This window comes from Marinobacter sp. Arc7-DN-1 (assembly GCF_003441595.1).
Lineage (GTDB): Bacteria > Pseudomonadota > Gammaproteobacteria > Pseudomonadales > Oleiphilaceae > Marinobacter > Marinobacter metalliresistant.
In genome coordinates, this window is sequence record NZ_CP031848.1 from 1,788,731 (window position 1) to 1,806,711 (window position 17,981).

Sequence of the window (17,981 nt, forward strand, 5' to 3'; positions counted from 1 at the left end):
AGACCCCATGTTTAACCGAATCATTGATTGGGCGGTCACCAACCGGTTGCTCGTGGTAATAGCGCTTATCACACTGACGGTCAGTGCCGTTTTTATTATTCCCAAACTGAACCTGGATGCCTTTCCGGATGTGACCAACGTGCAGGTGTCGGTGAATACCGAGGCGCCAGGGCTCGCCGCCGAAGAGGTGGAGCAGCTCATAACTTACCCCATCGAAGCAGTGATGTATGCCCTGCCTGACGTCGAGGAAGTGCGCTCCATTTCCAAGACCGGCTTGTCTGGCGTCACCGTGGTATTCAGGGGCGGCACGGACATCTATTTTGCCCGGCAACTGGTGTTTGAGCGGCTTCAGGCCGCCAGGGAGCTGATTCCCGATGGGGTTGGCACGCCGGAAATGGGACCGAATACCTCCGGCCTCGGTCAGGTCTATCAGTATCTGCTGGTGGCCGAACCGGGCGCGGGTTTTGATGCCATGGCCCTGCGCAGCCTCAATGACTGGGTGGTAAAGCTGCTGCTGATCCCGGCCGAGGGCGTGACCGATGTACTCTCTTTCGGCGGTGAGGTGCGCCAGTACCAGGTCAACCTGAACCCATCCCGGCTATTGGCTTACGGCCTCAGCCAGGACGACATTATGGCGGCGCTGGAGCGCAACAACACCAATGTCGGCGGCTGGTATATGAACCGGGGCCAGGAGCAACTGGTGATCCGGGGTACCGGCTGGCTGGATCATGGCGGGCAGGGGCTGGAGCAGATTCGCCAGGTGCCGCTGAAAACCGTGGACGGCACCACCATCACCGTAGCCGACGTGGCTCAGGTGGCGCTGGGCAGCGAGATCCGCCAGGGCGCGGTGACCATGACTCGCAAAAATGCCGTCGGCGAGGTGGAGAATCTCGGCGAGGTGGTGTCCGGAATCGTGCTCAAGCGCATGGGGGCCAATACCAAGGCGACCATCGACGGAATCAATGACCGCATCGGGCGTATCAACCAGGCATTGCCCGAAGGTGTCCGCTTCGAGGCATTTTACGACCAGGCCGATTTAATCACCCAGGCGGTGCGGACCGTCGTCAATGCCCTGTTGCTGGCTTTCGTTTTCATCGTGGTGATCCTCGCGCTGTTCCTGATGAACCTGCGCGCCACTTTTCTGGTGTTGATCTCAATCCCGATCTCAATTGGTATCGCCTTGATGGTTATGTCGTGGTTTGGCCTGTCAGCGAATCTGATGTCCCTGGGAGGGATCGCGGTGGCCATCGGGATGTTGGTGGACGGCTCTGTGGTGATGGTGGAGAACATGTTTAAACATCTGACCCACCCGGATGCAGAGCATGAAACCCATAGAAAAGCGCTGGTGAGTTCCGATGACGAAGACCCGGCTGATGCAGCCCATGACCGCCACGGCATTGCCTTGCGCCTGCAGGAGGCCGGCAAGGAGGTGGCCCGCCCCATCTTTTTCGCGACCGCCATCATTCTGGTGGTTTTCATGCCGCTGTTCAGTTTCGAGGGTGTCGAAGCCAAGCTGTTTCAACCCATGGCCATCAGTATCATGCTGGCCATGCTCTCCGCGGTTTTGGTGGCCCTGATCATCGTGCCAGCATTAGCGACCTACCTCTTTCGCAGCGGGGTCCGGCAACGCGAGAGCTTCGTATTGAGGCCGCTCGATTTGCTCTATCGCAAGGGTTTAACCTGGGCGATGGGGCACGGCAAACTGGTGGTGGGTATTGCCGTTGTCATGGTGGTGTCCGCCGCGCTGGTCCTGCCCCGCCTGGGCACCGAGTTCGTGCCGGAACTGGAGGAAGGCACCATCAACCTGCGCGTGACACTCGCCCCCTCCTCCAGCCTGGACACCGCGCTGGAAGTGGCCCCCAGGCTGGAGGCCATGCTGATGGAGTTCCCGGAGGTCACCTATGCCCTGTCGCGTATTGGCCGGGCTGAAATCGGTGGCGATCCTGAACCCGTCAACAATATTGAGATATATATCGGCCTCAAACCGGTGCCGGAATGGACCAGCGCCGACAACCGCTATGAACTCCAGTCGTTGATGGAGCAGAAACTGGAGCAACACCCGGGCTTGCTGTTCAACTTCTCGCAACCTATCGCAACCCGCGTGGATGAGTTGCTGTCGGGTGTCAAAGCACAGCTTGCCATCAAACTGTTTGGGCCTGATCTCACCGTGCTGGCCGAGAAGGGCCAGGCCATTGAAGCGGTGGTTAAGGAAATAGCAGGTGCCCGCGATGTGGCCATGGAACAAATCGCCGGTGAGTCGCAACTGGTGGTGAAACCGGATCGCCGTGCCTTGTCCCGTTACGGCCTGGCTGTGGGCGACGTGATGGAGCTGGTGCGCGAAGGGCTGGGTGGCGCCAGTGCCGGCCAGATCATCAATGGTAACGAACGCTACGATATCTATGTCCGCCTCGCCGAACGTTTTCGCGAGAACCGCGAAGCCATTGCCGACCTGCGCTTACAGGCCCCGTCGGGTGCCTGGGTGCGCCTCGGAGATGTGGCCGCGGTCGGTATCGCATCGGGACCGCCACAGGTGCGTCGTGATGACGTACAGCGCCGGGTGGTGATACAAGCCAATGTCCAGGGGCGCGACATGGGCAGTGTGGTCGCAGATATTCGTCAGGCGATTGCCGGGCAGGTGGATCTGCCAACCGGCTATTCCGTGGATATCGGAGGCCAGTTCGAGAACCAGCAGCGGGCCCAAAAACGCTTATCACTGGTGGTGCCGGTTTCGCTGGGACTGATCGCCTTGCTGCTCTATTTTGCCTTTGGCTCGGTTGGCCAGGCCATGCTGATCCTGGTGAATGTTCCGCTGGCCGTGATTGGCGGCGTATTTTCACTCTGGGTTTCCGGCCAGTACCTGTCAGTGCCCAGTTCCGTGGGCTTCATTACCCTGTTCGGTGTCGCCGTGCTGAACGGGGTCGTCATGGTGGAAAGCATCAACCAACGGATTGCGGACGGTCTGACCATTGCCGATGCCGTGTTTGACGGGGCCGTTTCAAGACTTCGGCCGGTGTTGATGACCGCCATCACCTCGGCGCTGGGGCTAATCCCCATGCTGCTCTCCAATGGCGTTGGTGCGGAAATACAAAAGCCTTTGGCCAGTGTCATCGTGGGCGGGTTGGTGACAGCCACGTTTTTGACACTGTTTGTCTTGCCGGTGTTGTTTGCCTGGTTTTCAAAAGGCAGGTTAAAGGACAGGGAATAAACCTTTGAGCCTGCTGCTGCCGTTCCGGTGGCGGCAGGCCTGTTTGCCATCAATCCACGCGGGGTATACCCGGGTATCCGCCCGCCATGGTCGGGTTATGGGTCGCCGGTTCAGGCCCTGCGCCGGCCCGGTCAATGAGACTGGATCGAAATCTGATGGCCGGTGCCATTCAGCGCAATCTCGTCAATAATTTCAAGGGATGCCGGATCGAGCACCCAAAGCCTGCCTTCGGCACGACTGGTAACCAGCAGGCGGCCATTGCCGGGAGATACCGCCAGATGGTAGGGGGCCGGCGCCAGTGACACGCTGTGGCGGGTCCCGCTGGCAAGATCGATCCGGACGACCCGGTCGCCGCCCTTACTGGTTGCGTACAGTATCCCGCCGTCGGCGCTCAGGCCAACGCCATGAGATTCCGCCCCGACATCATACCTTGCCGCCACGGCGCCTTTGGAAAGCTCCAGGGCAACAACCTGGCCCGCGTCGACATCATTGACATAAAGCCGTTCGTTGCCGGGGGCGAGCACCATATGCTCCGGACTACCGCCAACCCGAAGATTGCGTTTGACGAACCAATGCCGGGTATCCACTTCGCTGACCGTGCCGTTGCCGGTATTGCTGACCAGCAGGGACTGACCGTTGTCGGTCGCTGCCAAGTAGTTGGGCGCCGGGCCCGTCGCCACGGTTTCAACCAGCTGTCCGGACTCCAGGTCAACCACACTGATACCGCCGCCCATGGGATGCGTGGAAACAGCGTAGCGACCGTCAGGGGTCACCAGGACATGGTGCACCGGCCCAGGCACCTCCAGCGTGCGGGCAATCGCGTTCGTGGAGGTATCGACAACATAGATCCGACCGGTATTGGCGTCTTCCGGAGTTGCAGCGGGCGCACCACCCCCATGATGGGCGGCATGTTCGTCTTCCGTCACGCCCTCCGGGCGACTGACCGGTTCCTGGCTGTCGTGAGCGGTCAGGCTGCCGGCAACCAGATAGCGGCCATCGGGTGTCAGTGCCGAGCCATGGGTATTGATGGTCCCGCTGATCGTCGACGTTATCTGGTAACTTTCCAGATCAATAACGCCCACGGAATCCGCCGTCCCCATGGGTACGAATGCCCGGGCACTGTCTCCCATCGCCGTCAGGGATAGGCTCATCAGGACAGTGGCTACCAGCGAGGAGCGCCACCGGTTACGCGCCTGGAGTTTCATAAAACCACCTCCTCAGGTCAGGATACAACGGGAATCAGATCTCTCTCGGTCACTCAAATCGATTCAACAACCTTTAAAAGCATTTCCCTGACTTTTCCAGCAACCTGCTTGAGCTCGTCGTTATCAATAGCGGTCATGGAAGCCACGGGGTCTATCGCGCTGACCTCGATACCCTCCACAACTTCGCGAAGAATGACGTTACACGGCAGCATCGCGCCGACACGAGGCTCCACGCCAATGGCTTCCCAGGCCATACCTGGATTACAGGCCCCGAGAATCCGGTACGCAGACATATCCTTGTCCAGCTTTTTCTTCATCGTGGCCTTGACGTCAATTTCCGTCAGCACCCCGAAGCCGTGATCGGTAAGCGCCTGACGCGTTCGTTTGTCCACCTCCTCGAAACCCACATTGCTGACAAGTCGATTGATAGTGTATGACATACAACCTCCTGTTATTTTTTCATGGGTGGAATTTTAGAACAGCAAAACGGCTCATGCTTGGCATTGGCCCGGACGTTGTCGTCCGTATAGCGATACCACGCCAGTTTCCGCCGGGTCCACCAGCCCGCTTTCAACCGGCCTCCATGGAGCTCGATCAGCTCCAGCAGCTCATCGGTGGACCAATGGGTCCCATCGAAGGTGACATGCAGCTGGTTGCCCGGTTTGCGCTCGGCAAAATCGACGCAGGGATGGTGGTTGAGTTCGTGGATAAAATCGTCCCACTCACTCTCGCCAAGGTCTTCGACGGTCAGTTTTCGGCGCAACAGAAACTGCGCCTGATTACTTGCTTTGTGTGCTTTGGTCATGGGAGTGCACCTCGTTGCCTCGCTACCTACCCTCTATCACACCATGCCAACCTGAACTGCGACTGAATACAGGTGGAAATTCCAGGTGGACTTGACCCAGATCAAAGTGTAGACAGAAACGGGCCCGGGGAGTATCCCGGGCCCGTCAGCCCCACGATCAGAACGCGATGCGGGCGCCGATCACGGCAAACCAGTCTTCCGTACCACCGCCCCCGGCTTTGGCGAAATCCGCGGTATCGCCGTACTTGCGCTCGTGCACCACACCCACATAGGGCGAGAACGTGCGGTCAATCAGGTCATAACTCAACCTGAGGCCGGTTTCGGTGGACACCAACCCCTTGCCGACGCCAATTTCCCGGTCCTCGCTGAACGCTACCGTCGCATCCAGAGTCGCATACAGGATCCAGTAGTTGGTCAACAGCCACTCGTATTCGGCATCCAGGTCGGCGGATGTGTCGCCCTCGTCACTCATGTACAGGTTCGCATCGATCTCAAACCACTGGGGCGCCAGCCCGACAACACCGAGCACCGCGTACGTCCGGTCCGGACCCTCGGGCGTGTCGAACCGGACGCCGGCTTTGGCATCAAAGAACCTGGAAATCGGCACCTGCCCCACCAGCTGATTTTCCAGTGATTCGTAGGCCCGCTCCTCCAGGCTGTACTCACCTTTTGAAATCCACCGGAGTTTCAGATCGTCGGTGCCGTAGAAGGAATCCGCATCCCAGACTCCCAGCTCCTCATCATCGTCACTGTAGCGGTATTCAAACTCCTCCAACTGCACACCCCAGGTCGTGAGCGGCTGCTTACGCGCGGTGGTGTCGGAAATCATCTCCTGAGCCGCTAACGCGGTTGGGAAGCCGATCGAAACAAGCAGGCTCACGGCACCCAGGAATCGGATACGGCTCATGCATCACCTCCTTCTTCGGTCGTGGCGTCTGCCTTTGCCTGAGCCGACTCCGGGCCACCCTCAACAATCACCTTGCGGAACATACCGGCTGCCGCGTGATAGGACAGGTGACAATGGAAGGCCCACTGCCCGGGTTCATCAACCTCGGTTTCCATATAAACTGTGGTTCCGGGCTGTACGCTGACAGTGTGCTTGATGGGATTCCACTGGCCTGCACCGACCTCGAGAATGGACCACATACCGTGAAGGTGCATAGGGTGGGTCATCATGGTTTCGTTCACAAACTTGAAGCGGACTCGCTCACCGTACTGGAGACGAATCGGATCCGCATCCTCGTACTTAACGCCGTTGATGCTCCAGATATAGCGCTCCATGTTGCCGGTCAGTCGAAGCTCGATTTCCCGGGTCGGTTCCCGGTCTTCATACAGCGGGTTTTGAGCTTTCAGGTCTGCATAGGACAGGAATTTGCCGCCATTCGCCGCCACGGGCACAAGGCCACTGCCCTTCGCGTAGAACGGATCGCTCGCGCCACCTTTGGGCATCTCCATGGAACCGTGGTCCATGCCCGCCATGCCCGAATGATCCATCTCCTGCATGTTCGAATGATCCATACCGGCCATACCGGAGTGATCCATCCCCTTCATGGACGGGTCGCCCATGCCGGACATGCCGTCGGTACCGCTCATATCCATACTGCCGTGGTCCATGCCAGCCATGCTACCGTGGTCCATACCGGGCATGCCGCCCATATCGGCCATGGTCAGGCGCGCAGGCTCACGCAGTTGGGGAACGGCGGCTTCCATTCCTTCTTCCGGAGCCAGCGTTGCTCTTGCATAGCCCGAACGGCCCATGGACTCAGCGAAGATGGTGTAGGCCTGCGCCTCCCTGGGCCGGACAATGACATCGTAGGTTTCTGCCACGCCGATCCGGAATTCGGCGACATTGACCGGCTGTACGTTATTGCCGTCTGCCTGCACAACCGTCATATCCAGGCCGGGAATCCGAACGTCAAAATACGTCATCGCCGAGGAGTTGATGAAACGCAGCCGGACGCGCTCCCCCGGTTCGAAGAGGCCGGTCCAGTTCTGCTCCGGCCCCTTGCCGTTGATCAGACCGGTAAAGCCCTGCAAGTCCTCGACATCCGCTTTCATCATGCGCATGTTACCCCAGGCCATCCGGTCCCGGACTGTGCTCATCAGTCCGTTTTCAGAAACGTCCGAAAAAAACTCACCCACCGTTTGCTGCTTGCGGTTGTAGTAATCGGGTATCATTTTCAGGTTCCGCATGATGCGGTCACCGGAGTGCGGGTGTTTGTCGGTCAGCTGAACCACGTACTCACGGTCGTAACGGAACGGCTCACGCCCCTCGGGTTCGATGACAATGGCACCGTAAGCACCGTCAGGCTCCTGGAAGCCGGAGTGGCTGTGAAACCAGTAGGTACCCGTCTGCTGGATGGGAAACTGGTAGGTAAAGGTTTCTCCCGGCCTGATTCCGGGGAAACTGATACCGGGCACGCCGTCCTGATCGAAGGGAAGGATCAGCCCGTGCCAGTGAATGGAGGTCATCTCATCGAGGTTATTGGTCACATTGATGGAAACCTCTTCGCCTTCCCTGAAGCGCAGAACCGGCCCGGGGGATTTGCCATTGTATCCGATACCCGTTTTGACAAAGTCGCCGGTATCGATTTTTACCCGATCTACTGTCAGGCTGTATTCCCCTGCCAGGCCGATCACCGGCAACAGCAGAGCCGCAAGGCCTGCCAAAAGGGTTGTGTTCATGGTTTTGATTTCTCCCGACTACAAAACAGTCTATGAGGAATGCCCGCCACGCCGACGATTTCGCCGGCGCGGCGGGTACGATTGATCAGAAAGGGATCAGTCGAAATCCACTTCGCCATACATGCCGGCCTGATAGTGCCCGGGCACGTTGCAGGCAAACTCGATATCGCCTTTATCGGAAAACTTCCAGACCACTTCCCTGCTCTGTCCCGGCTCCAGCAATACGCTGTTCGGATCGTTGTGTTTCATGGCCTTGCCATTCCCCATATCCATTTCCATCATCTCGTGGTTGAGCGTGCCGCCCTGGATAATCCCGTGCTCAACCATCATCATCATTTCCTTCTGATGGGCTTCGTGCATGGCGGGCGTGCCAATATTGAATTCGTGAACCAGGTTACCCTTGTTCTGCACCACGAAGCGCACGGTTTCCCCGGGCTTCACGTCAATCGAGTCCGGCTCGTAGTAGTTGTCATGCATTTCGACGGTGATTGTCCGGGAGGCTTCCGAGGCCTTTCCCGGTTCGCCGTTGCCGGCACCGTGCCCACCGCCGTGCCCGCCACCATGACTGTCGCCATGCCCGTCACCGTGAGCACCCGCTGCAAACGCCGTTGCGGACATCGAGATCGCGGCTGCCGCAACCAAGAACTTTGATGCTTTCATCCCATCTTCTCCTGTAGTGATTTATAGTAAACGCCTGAGGCGTCTTGCCCCGAAAATTGAGCAATGTCCAGAATCGGTTGATACCATCACTCACCAACCTGAATTCTTGCTGAAAATACCAAAATAATTATTATTCAGGCTGAATTCAGGCGTTTCAGCGAGACTGCGCCGGTCATATTGCCACTGGAAAGGAACAACTATGCGATTACTATTGGTCGAAGATGATCGTTTGCTTTCACAAGGCCTCACACGCCAATTAGAGAAATCAGGGTTCAGTGTGGATGCCGCCTACACGGCGAAAGAGGCTATCGTTCTTGGCGAGCAGGAGGATTACCGGATAAGCATATTAGACCTGGGCTTGCCCGATGGTAACGGTCTGGATGTGCTGAAAAAATGGCGAGCGAACCGCGTCAGCTTTCCTGTATTGATTTTGACTGCAAGGGACGATTGGCACGATAGAGTCAATGGGCTGAAAGCCGGGGCGGACGACTACCTGGCGAAACCTTTCCAAACGGAAGAACTGATCGCCCGCCTTAACGCCATAGTGCGTCGAAGCGAAGGAAGAGTCCATTCCCTGGTAAAGGCCGGCCGCTTCGAGCTGGACGAGAATCGCCAGAGCCTGAAACTGGAGGGAGGCACGGAACACCCCCTGACAGGCACCGAGTTCCGCCTGTTGCGCTGCCTCATGAGCCGGCCTGGCCAGGTTTTCTCGAAAGAGCAACTGATGGAACAGCTTTACAACCTTAATGACAACCCGAGTGAAAACGTTATCGAGGCCTATATCCGGAGGCTAAGGAAGCTGGTAGGCCCCAAAACCATCTCAACACGGCGCGGCCAGGGGTATCTGTTCAACGATGTTTCATAGGAAACCAGCGTCAGTCAAGGGAACTCTGCTTGCCCTGCTATTGCCGGCCAGCATTGGCCTGATGGTTCTTGCGTGGCTGGTGCACGGCTTGTTGCTGGAACGGATGTCCAGGGAATTCGTTGAAAGCAGGCTCAAGGACGAAGTCGCGTTCCTTGTACACCAGATTCGCACGTCGAATGGTCGCGTGGATACGCTCCAGACCGGTGATTACTTCCAGGATGTCTTCCATCACGCCTTTGCCATACGGTCGCCCTCCGGGACAATCATTTCGCCCGAGGCCTGGGCGCCTCTTTTAACGCCCTTGATTGAGTCCGGCAATGACGGAACCCTTCGGGTGCACGACACAGAAATAGCTGACGCACCCTCGGATATCCTTGCCTATCGAAAATCCTTTCAGGTAGGCGAAACGCCTATCACTGTGATTGTCTCCGAAGATCTCGGCGCATTGAAACGCAGTCAGGCAGAACTGCATGCCTGGACTGCCATCGTCTCCGTTTTGCTGATACTGCTTCTGGTCGCCGTGATCTGGTTCGGCATTACCCTATCCATGCGCCCTGTTGTAACACTCAAGGCTGCACTAAAAAGGCTCCAGGATGGCAAAATTTCGCGTATTGACGTCCAGTCTCCCGAGGAGTTTCAGCCCCTTGTGGAGCAGCTCAACCAGTTGCTCGACTCTTTGGATCAGCGACTGGAGCGCTCACGAGACGCCCTGGCAAACTTGTCCCACAGCGTTAAAACACCCATCGCAGCTGTCCGGCAGATTCTGGACGACAAAAGCCACCCTCTAAACAACGATCTGAGGCACCAGATGGCAGCCCGGCTGAATGACATCGACAAACAGCTTGAAGCGGAAATGCGGCGCAGTCGTTTCGCCGGCCCGCAGGTTGGAAAAAGTGCGTACCCCTTGAAGCAGGCCCGGGATCTTCTTTGGATGCTAGGCCGTTTGTACCCGGAAAAATCCTTTGAGCTGTCCAGCGCCCTTCCCGAGGAAAGCCGCTGGCCGGTTGAAGAGCATGATTTGAACGAGATCCTGGGAAATTTGCTGGATAACGCGGGAAAATGGTCGAACGGTTACGTTGAACTTTCCTTATCACAAGACAACGGGTTAACTCGCATGGTCGTGACCGATGATGGCCCAGGAGTCAACGAAAACGAAATGACCAGCCTGGGTCAGCGCGGGCTACGTCTGGACGAACAAACACCGGGGCACGGCCTTGGGCTCGCCATAGCGAGAGAAATCGTTGAGCGTTACGGTGGGCACGTTACCTTCTCAACAGCTTCTGGTGGTGGCTTGCAAGTGACTGTCGAGATTCCTAATTGACCCTCTATCTGACGCTTTTAAAGGGTCGACGAATTAGCCAGACGGGACACTGTATATGTATATGTGGCTAGCTCCCTGACTGTCACTCTCCTCATTAGCCAGAACGACCAATATCGATTCGTCTCCAGTTATCACGTATGAAAAATCGATCACAAAGGAATTAATCTCACGAATTGGAGTAATCGAGAACCCAGCGCCCGGCGAACTTCTATCCCAACTTGCGCTAACCATTACATCCGATCCTGAAGCGGACGTTAACCCTGCAAAAGCCCCCCTGCGCTTTCTCAGAAAGGTTATAACCTCCCCCTCCTCAGCCATAACCTTCCGGGGAATAGAAAGGTATTGTTCGTTGACGGAATAAGCGTAATCGGGAGTAGTAACGATTTTCCTCTCCTTTAATGGCATAGCGACCCTTGGCAAAGAAACTCTACCCAACTCAAGCCTGGGGAAAGGCTTCCCACCGGGAGACTGCAGCTCAAGATAGCTTTCCGCGACACTGACCCTCGTAGCGTCGTCGATGGGGAAAACTGAAAAGATTTCTCTGTCAGAAAGCGACGAACTCTCTTCGCCAGCTCCGATCCCTGAACCCTTCACAGAGGCAACCATCAGTTTCCCGATGTCTCCGGCGAGCAATTCATATCGCTGGACATGCAACTGGTTATTAATAAACCTTATGGCAACATTCTCTGTTTTTTCAGTTTCTTCCCGCAGCTCCTCTCCAGAGACCTCGAAAAGTTGAGAGTAGATCTTCGTGTATTGCCCCTTGCCTGAGATGTCCCGATCCTGCCCCCATACCACTGCAATCTCAGGATTCGGATCTGAGTCTGACTGGCCAATGGAAAGGTAAATCGCTTTCGAGTTTTTGATGTCTGATTGGAGTTTATCAATTACCTGTATGTTACCGTCCTTGAGTGACCCCAACGCCAGCGTTGCATTGGAAAGAAAAATCAGTCGGCTATCCGCACGGGCTGACCCAGGCAGCGCTTCAACCCTCTCTGGATTAAAACCTGCCGGCAACGGTAGAATTCTCTGTGGAGAAGTACTGAAATCAGTGACTGAAGTTGCCTGTTCCGCCTGATCAACAAACGTTGAAAGCAAGTATTTCTGTGAGTCAGCGGATTTAATGGAGATCGCAATTTTATCATTTACTTCAAGAACTTCCAGAACAAGCCCTTCATCGGAAAATCCGGAACGACCGAAATTAACATCAAACCCCCTAACACTAAGGCGCCCCAACAGCGCCAGGAATTCTGTATCTTTATCCAGATCCGGCACATTCGAAACAACACTAATGGCTTTTTTTCCAGTCCATTCCGACAGTGAATCCAGAGGAAGGTCGTAGCCCTCGGCCAGGGCATTCGGCAACACGAATAAAAAGACAAGAAAGGCCAGAACTCGTTTCACAATATGCCCCTTAAAAAGAAATTGAGGCCGCCGGTTACGGCGGGCCTCAATCGTTTTGCGATAAATTGAAAAACCTCTCTAGCTTTTAGTAATTCCAGTTAAGCTCGAGCATTGCAACATACCCCGCATCGTCTGCACCGGTCGCATCTTCAACGCCCTTACCCGGCAGGAAGCTGGAAAGCACCAGTCTTGGAGCAAAGTACTCATTGGCCTGGTATTTCACGGCTAAATCCAGCTCGGTACCCGCGAAACTGTCCACCGACCCACTGGCCGTGCTAAGCGATTCAAGCCCCCCGGTCTGTTGGAACCACATCGGGAAGATCTGTGCCTGGTAGGACAGCTTCGGCGAGATTGCCGCAAGGTTACCGGAGCTTCCGAACGACAGCATGATCTGTCCCGGGTTGTTACCGGTACCCGCGTTGGATATACCACCGTAACCCGCTCCTCCAGGACCGGCCTGATCAAGGGCCACACCAAAGAGACCCGAAGCAATAGCCCGGTTGGAGTTAGGCTGCCAGCCCATGAACTGGCCATCGATACCGATCAGCGGCGAATACCGGCCAATATCGGTTATCCCCAGCCAGCCTTCTACGTCGTTGTCGGTTGGATCGTCATCACCGCTCGCCACCCGGAGTGCGATAAAGGGGTTGAACGCCTCACTCACCGGGTATTCGACGCTCGCGTAGCCCGCATAGGCGCTGATGTCATTGTCGGAATTATCAACCACTGTGCCATTCTCAAGCGTGGATGACCCGCCATTGAAACTTCCCGTTACCCCAAGCACTTCGGCGCGGATTTTCAGGGCTCCGATATTGCCAATGTACTCCACACCGAAATAGGTCGCCACGGCGTTCTGCTGCTGATTATCACTAAACGTCAGGATTGGAGAGATTCGACTGCCGCCCCCCAGATCGATATCAAACTTCGAGGCATAGACATCCCAGTCCTCCTGCCCGTTGACCTGAGCTATGGTGGGCGAACCCGACCGCGAGATCAACCCATCGTTGATTGGCATCCAGTAAATGTCGTAACCGCCCCACGAGGTCTTTCCCATGGCGCCGAACAAGGGATGGTCGTCGCCGTACAGCAGCCCCCCGGAGGCCAGATCGATATTTTTGAAGGTCCAGCCGCCCTGAACGGTGAAGGCCGGATCAAAGGTATAGGTAAAGTAAGCCTGCTCCAGGCCAAACCGCTCACCACGGAATGCACGGTCAACGGAGTTGGCGTCCAGGGCAAAGTCGTTTTCAAGGAGTATCTTCCCGGTCCAGTTCTTACCGGTGGCGACAACACCAAGCCTCACTTCCGCCCTGACGTGCTCATCGCCCACCTGAACTGCACCGGCAGACGTTCCCGTGGCACCATCATCAAGACTGCTGTCCAAATCAAAGTTGGAAAAGTAAGTTGGCTGAAACTTGCCCTGGGTGATTATGTCCAGTTTCACGCCCGATGCTGTGGGCACCTCCAAAGCCATGGCAGCGGGAACCCCATTTACGGCAAGCAACGCGCCCAAGCACCCCTGACCGATGCGTTTTCCTGTTATTTTCATTGTTCCTCCGACGTCTCTATATGAGATTTTTGTTATCTGGTAACGGCCGAATTCTCCAGCCTGTCAGAGGTATAGCAAAGAAAGCTCAAACTGTAAACTGAAACAGACCTGAAAACCGTTGTCTGGCATCTGTTTGACGAGGATTAATGCCGACACTATAGTCCAGACCGTTTATGATAACTGACACCCGCTTCCACACGCCGAACAACCCACCTCAGCTACGGGCTCCAGATGCAAGACTCGACCCACGGTTACCAACGGACGGCCAATACCCACGCGGATCGACTTAACCAACAGTGCTACTGCGTCACTCTCGACCGCAAAGCCCTCGACAAAAGCCTGCTGACTCAGTTGGCGGACGCTGGAAACGAACCATCCACGGTCTCCGAACTCCACCATCTTTTTTCAAACACACCGGTTTTCGTCCCCCGGGCCGACATAGCGACGATGGAACGGATCGTTCAGGCGATCGAATCAGCCACCGAACTTCCGTCGTACCTTGAGCGTGTACTGTCCTGGGCACCGGAAATCGCACGCTTCGATCCCGGCCCCATAGGGGCGTTCATGGGCTATGACTTTCATCTGGGCCCCGACGGCCCCCGGCTGATCGAGATCAACACCAATGCCGGCGGCGCGTTTCTGAACGTTGTGCTGGCGAGGGCCCAGCACCGATGCTGTGACCCATCTCAACCGACCGCCGTAACCCATCGGGCGCTCGATGGGTTCGAGGACGCGGTGTTCACAATGTTCAGCCGGGAGTGGCAAAGACAGCATGCCAATTCCGTACCCAGCCGCCTGGCCATTGTAGATGATGCCCCGAAGACCCAGTTTATGTTCCCCGAGTTCCGGTTGGCCCAACAGCTTCTCCAGGCGAAAGGAATTGAGACGTTGATACTCGATCCCTCGGAGCTTGAGTATGCCAGCGGCACGTTGACAGCCTGTGGCAGGCCCATTGACATGGTGTACAACCGGCTGGTGGATTTCGCACTGGACGCCCCGTCCCATGCGACGCTCAGGCATGCGTATCTGGACGGCGCGGCGGTGGTAACGCCCAACCCCCATGTGCACGCCGTGCTGGCTGACAAGCGAAACCTGACCCTGCTATCCGCTCCCCAGTCGCTACGGGACTGGGGGCTAAATGAGGCGGATGCAGACTATCTGGAGAGGGCCGTGCCGAGAACCAGGCAGGTTTCGAGGAATGACGCGGCTGAGTTGTGGAGTGCCAGGCGCCAACTGTTCTTCAAGCCGGTTGCGGGCCATGGCAGCAAGGGCGTCTACCGGGGCGACAAAGTGACCCGGCGCGTTTTCGAAAACATTCTGAATGGCGGTTATATCGCACAGGACCTGGTTCCCGCAGGAGAACGAACCCTGAGAATTGACGATGCCGTGGCCACCAGAAAAGTCGACATTCGCCTGTACACATACGCTGGCAAAAGTCTGCTTGCCGCTGCACGTATATATCAGGGTCAGACAACCAACTTCCGCACGCCCGGAGGTGGGTTCGCGCCGGTCTTTCAGGTGTGAAGATTACCTCTCAGTCAGTCTTCACCCAGTGAGAATAAGGTTGGGGGGCTTTTCAGCCCCCCTAGATTTTCTCGCGACGCAGACGCAGGGAGTTCATCACCACTGACAAAGAAGACGCACTCATTGCGAACGCCGCAAAGATAGGTCCTATCAGAATGCCAAAGAATGGATAGAGCACGCCCGCCGCTATCGGCACGCCCGCACCATTATAGATCAACGCGAAAAACAGGTTCTGTTTGATATTGCGCATCGTCGCCCGGGACAGCCGTCTGGCGCGGACAATACCGTCGAGGTTGCCCTTGACCAGGGTAAAGCCTGCGCTCTCAATGGCGACATCCGCGCCGGTTCCCATCGCAATACCGACATCGGCCTGGGCCAGGGCAGGCGCGTCATTGACCCCATCCCCTGCCATCGCCACCTTGCGTCCCTGGCTCTGAAGCTCGCGAATGATACTGGCCTTATCTTCTGGCAGCACGTCGGCGCGAATCTCATCAATACCGAGTTTGCCCGCCACTGCCTTAGCTGTGCGCTCATTGTCACCCGTTGCCATGATGACGCGGAATCCCGCGGCATGTAGCGCCCTCAGCGCGGCCGGCGTTGTTTCCTTGACGGGGTCGGCAACGCTTACAAGGCCCGCAACGGCGCCCTCAAGCACCACAAACATAACCGTTTCACCCTCGTCGCGCCTGGCATTGGCAACCTCCATCAGATGGCCGCCGTCCAGCCCCAGTTCCTCCAGCAGCCTGGCATTGCCCAGTGCCACCGGCTTGCCATCAACAACCCCTTTAACCCCTTTGCCCGTGACCGCTTCAAAGTCGTCGGCCTTGCCGAGTGTCACGTTGCGTGCCTCAGCACCGGCAACAATGGCTTCGGCAAGCGGGTGCTCCGACCCCTTCTCCAGCGTGGCCGCCAGCCTCAGGACTTCGGTCTCGTCATGATTCGATTCCGGCAGCACGGCCACCAGCTTTGGCTTGCCTTCTGTCAGGGTGCCGGTTTTATCGACAATCAGGGTGTCCACCTTGGCAAAACGCTCCAGGGCTTCGGCGTTCTTGATCAGCACACCCACCTGGGCGCCTCGCCCCGTCGCTGTCATGATCGACATGGGTGTGGCCAGCCCCAGTGCGCAGGGACAGGCAATGATGAGAACCGCCACGGCGGACACGAGCGCGTAAGACAGAGCCGGCGCCGGCCCCCAGATGGCCCACGCCACGAAGGACAGGGCCGCCACGGCAATCACGGCCGGCACGAACTTGCCGGCCACCATATCGGCAAACTTCTGGATAGGCGCCCGACTGCGCTGGGCATTGGCGACCATTTCGACGATCTGGCTGAGCATGGTATCCGCCCCCACCCGGGTCGCCTCCATAACCAGACTCCCGGTACCGTTGATGGTGGCCCCGGTTACCTTGTCACCGTCGACCTTCTCCACCGGAACCGGTTCGCCGGAAATCATTGATTCATCGATGGATGAGCGACCTTCAACAACCACGCCATCCACCGGCACCTTGTCACCGGGGCGCACCCGCAAATGATCACCGACCTTCACATCCTCCAGAGCGACCTCTTCCTCGGTGCCATCGGGCCGGATCACGCGCGCCGTTTTCGCGGCCATATCCAGCAGCGCCCGAATGGCTTTGCCGGTGCCCTCACGAGCCTTCAGCTCCATCACCTGGCCCAGCAGGACCAGCGTGACAATAACGGCTGCCGCCTCAAAATAAACGCCAACGTTACCCTCGGAGTCCCGGAAGCCTTCCGGGAAGATCCCTGGCAGGAGCACCGCCACGATGCTGAAGATGTAGGCCGCCCCGACCCCCATGCCAATCAGGCTGAACATGTTCAGGTTCATTGTGCGAAACGAGTTGTAGCCCCGGACAAAAAAGGGCCAGCCGGACCAGAGAATCACGGGCGTGGCGATCACGAGCTCAATCCAGAGCGAGACCCGCTCACCAAAGAATTCGCGAACGGCCATGATGCCAACATAGGGGGTCATGGTCAGAATCAGCAGGGGGACCGTAAAGACCAGGGCAACCCAGAAACGGCGGGAGAAGTCCACCAGCTCCGGGTTGGGGCCCTCATCGTCAACGGCGGCGGACTCCGTTTCCAGCCCCATGCCACAGATAGGACAGGCGCCGGGCTTGGTCTGGCGCACCTGAGGGTGCATGGGACAGGTGTAGACCACACCCGAATATCCAGGCGGCACGCGATCATATTTCCGGTCATCGCCTGACGGTTTTTCATGCTCTCCGGAACACTGGTGCGAATGACCGGAATGATGGTGCGAATGACCGGAATGATGGTGCGAATGACCGGAATGGGAGCTCGTTCCGGCCTGCTCCATAGGCACAAGGTGCATTCCGCATTTGGGGCAGTCTCCCGGCTCGTCGGATACCACCTCCGGATGCATCGGGCAGGTATACTTCCCCCCTGCTTCTCCGGCTACAGTATTCTCGTCATTCTCGTCACGAGCGCTATTATGTTTTGCAGACATCGTCCGTTCATCCTTTCGTTTGTTCCAGGCCAGCCACACAGTGTTCGACCTGGCTCCCGGTAATGGAATTGCCGCATGATGGTTTATCATCCCACTACACCAGACTGAACTGAATCTGAAAAGGACTTTAGCGCCATTTCTTTTTTGACTGGCATCAACTTTTCGCAACTGCCAGTGCACCAAGATACATATTCACAGGGATGTTCAGTTGAAATTCAGCCTTTGCCTATACTGTGGTTACACTGGGGATTTGGCAGGATCGTTCACTCTTTT

General features: G+C 57.1%; 13 protein-coding genes. 4 read left to right on the top strand and 9 right to left on the bottom strand.

The window, feature by feature from the left end; translation table 11 throughout:
- The first annotated feature begins 7 nt into the window (after positions 1-7).
- Positions 8-3,205, top strand: coding sequence for an efflux RND transporter permease subunit (locus D0851_RS08440; RefSeq protein WP_117618242.1), 3,198 nt, complete (start codon positions 8-10; stop codon positions 3,203-3,205).
- Between the two features lie 131 nt (positions 3,206-3,336).
- On the opposite strand, the gene D0851_RS08445 is transcribed toward D0851_RS08440, so the two are convergent.
- The 6 genes from D0851_RS08445 to D0851_RS08470 form a co-directional block, all read right to left on the bottom strand.
- The gene (locus D0851_RS08445; protein ID WP_117618243.1) at positions 3,337-4,410 is read right to left on the bottom strand and encodes a YncE family protein; all 1,074 of its coding nucleotides are present in this window, start codon (positions 4,408-4,410) and stop codon (positions 3,337-3,339) included.
- A gap of 53 nt (positions 4,411-4,463) precedes the next feature.
- Entirely contained in the window at positions 4,464-4,850 is a 387-nt protein-coding gene (locus tag D0851_RS08450; protein WP_117618244.1) for a DUF302 domain-containing protein, read from the bottom strand.
- A gap of 11 nt (positions 4,851-4,861) precedes the next feature.
- A complete protein-coding gene (locus D0851_RS08455; RefSeq protein WP_117618245.1) occupies positions 4,862-5,215 on the bottom strand; it encodes a hypothetical protein in 354 nt (117 codons plus the stop codon).
- A 157-nt stretch (positions 5,216-5,372) separates the two neighbouring features.
- A complete protein-coding gene (locus D0851_RS08460) occupies positions 5,373-6,122 on the bottom strand; it encodes a copper resistance protein B (protein ID WP_117618246.1) in 750 nt (249 codons plus the stop codon).
- Positions 6,119-7,900 carry a copper resistance system multicopper oxidase gene (locus tag D0851_RS08465; protein WP_117618247.1) on the bottom strand — a complete coding sequence of 594 codons (1,782 nt, stop codon included), beginning with the start codon at positions 7,898-7,900 and terminating at the stop codon, positions 6,119-6,121. The genes D0851_RS08460 and D0851_RS08465 overlap by 4 nt, the downstream gene beginning before the upstream one ends.
- A 96-nt stretch (positions 7,901-7,996) precedes the next feature.
- Positions 7,997-8,560, bottom strand: coding sequence for a cupredoxin domain-containing protein (locus D0851_RS08470; RefSeq protein ID WP_117618248.1), 564 nt, complete (start codon positions 8,558-8,560; stop codon positions 7,997-7,999).
- Positions 8,561-8,759: 199 nt separating this feature from the next.
- On the opposite strand from D0851_RS08470, the gene D0851_RS08475 reads away from it, so the two are divergent.
- Together D0851_RS08475 and D0851_RS08480 are read left to right on the top strand one after the other, a co-directional pair.
- Positions 8,760-9,425 carry a response regulator transcription factor gene (locus tag D0851_RS08475; RefSeq protein ID WP_117618249.1) on the top strand — a complete coding sequence of 222 codons (666 nt, stop codon included), beginning with the start codon at positions 8,760-8,762 and terminating at the stop codon, positions 9,423-9,425.
- Entirely contained in the window at positions 9,415-10,746 is a 1,332-nt protein-coding gene (locus D0851_RS08480; RefSeq protein ID WP_117618250.1) for a sensor histidine kinase, read from the top strand. Before D0851_RS08475 ends, D0851_RS08480 begins: the two co-directional genes overlap by 11 nt.
- A 33-nt stretch (positions 10,747-10,779) precedes the next feature.
- Here the strand turns inward: D0851_RS08480 and D0851_RS08485 are convergent, their stop codons facing one another.
- Both D0851_RS08485 and D0851_RS08490 read right to left on the bottom strand, forming a co-directional pair.
- A complete protein-coding gene (locus D0851_RS08485) occupies positions 10,780-12,150 on the bottom strand; it encodes a hypothetical protein (protein ID WP_117618251.1) in 1,371 nt (456 codons plus the stop codon).
- Between the two features lie 85 nt (positions 12,151-12,235).
- A complete protein-coding gene (locus D0851_RS08490) occupies positions 12,236-13,696 on the bottom strand; it encodes a hypothetical protein (RefSeq protein WP_162893706.1) in 1,461 nt (486 codons plus the stop codon).
- Positions 13,697-13,927: 231 nt separating this feature from the next.
- Between D0851_RS08490 and D0851_RS08495 the strand changes: the two genes are divergently transcribed.
- On the top strand, positions 13,928-15,220 hold the full coding sequence (locus D0851_RS08495; RefSeq protein WP_117618253.1) for a hypothetical protein: 1,293 nt from the start codon (positions 13,928-13,930) through the stop codon (positions 15,218-15,220).
- 61 nt (positions 15,221-15,281) lie between these two features.
- Here the strand turns inward: D0851_RS08495 and D0851_RS08500 are convergent, their stop codons facing one another.
- Positions 15,282-17,708 carry a copper-transporting P-type ATPase gene (locus D0851_RS08500; protein ID WP_227539492.1) on the bottom strand — a complete coding sequence of 809 codons (2,427 nt, stop codon included), beginning with the start codon at positions 17,706-17,708 and terminating at the stop codon, positions 15,282-15,284.
- Positions 17,709-17,981: the final 273 nt, after the last annotated feature.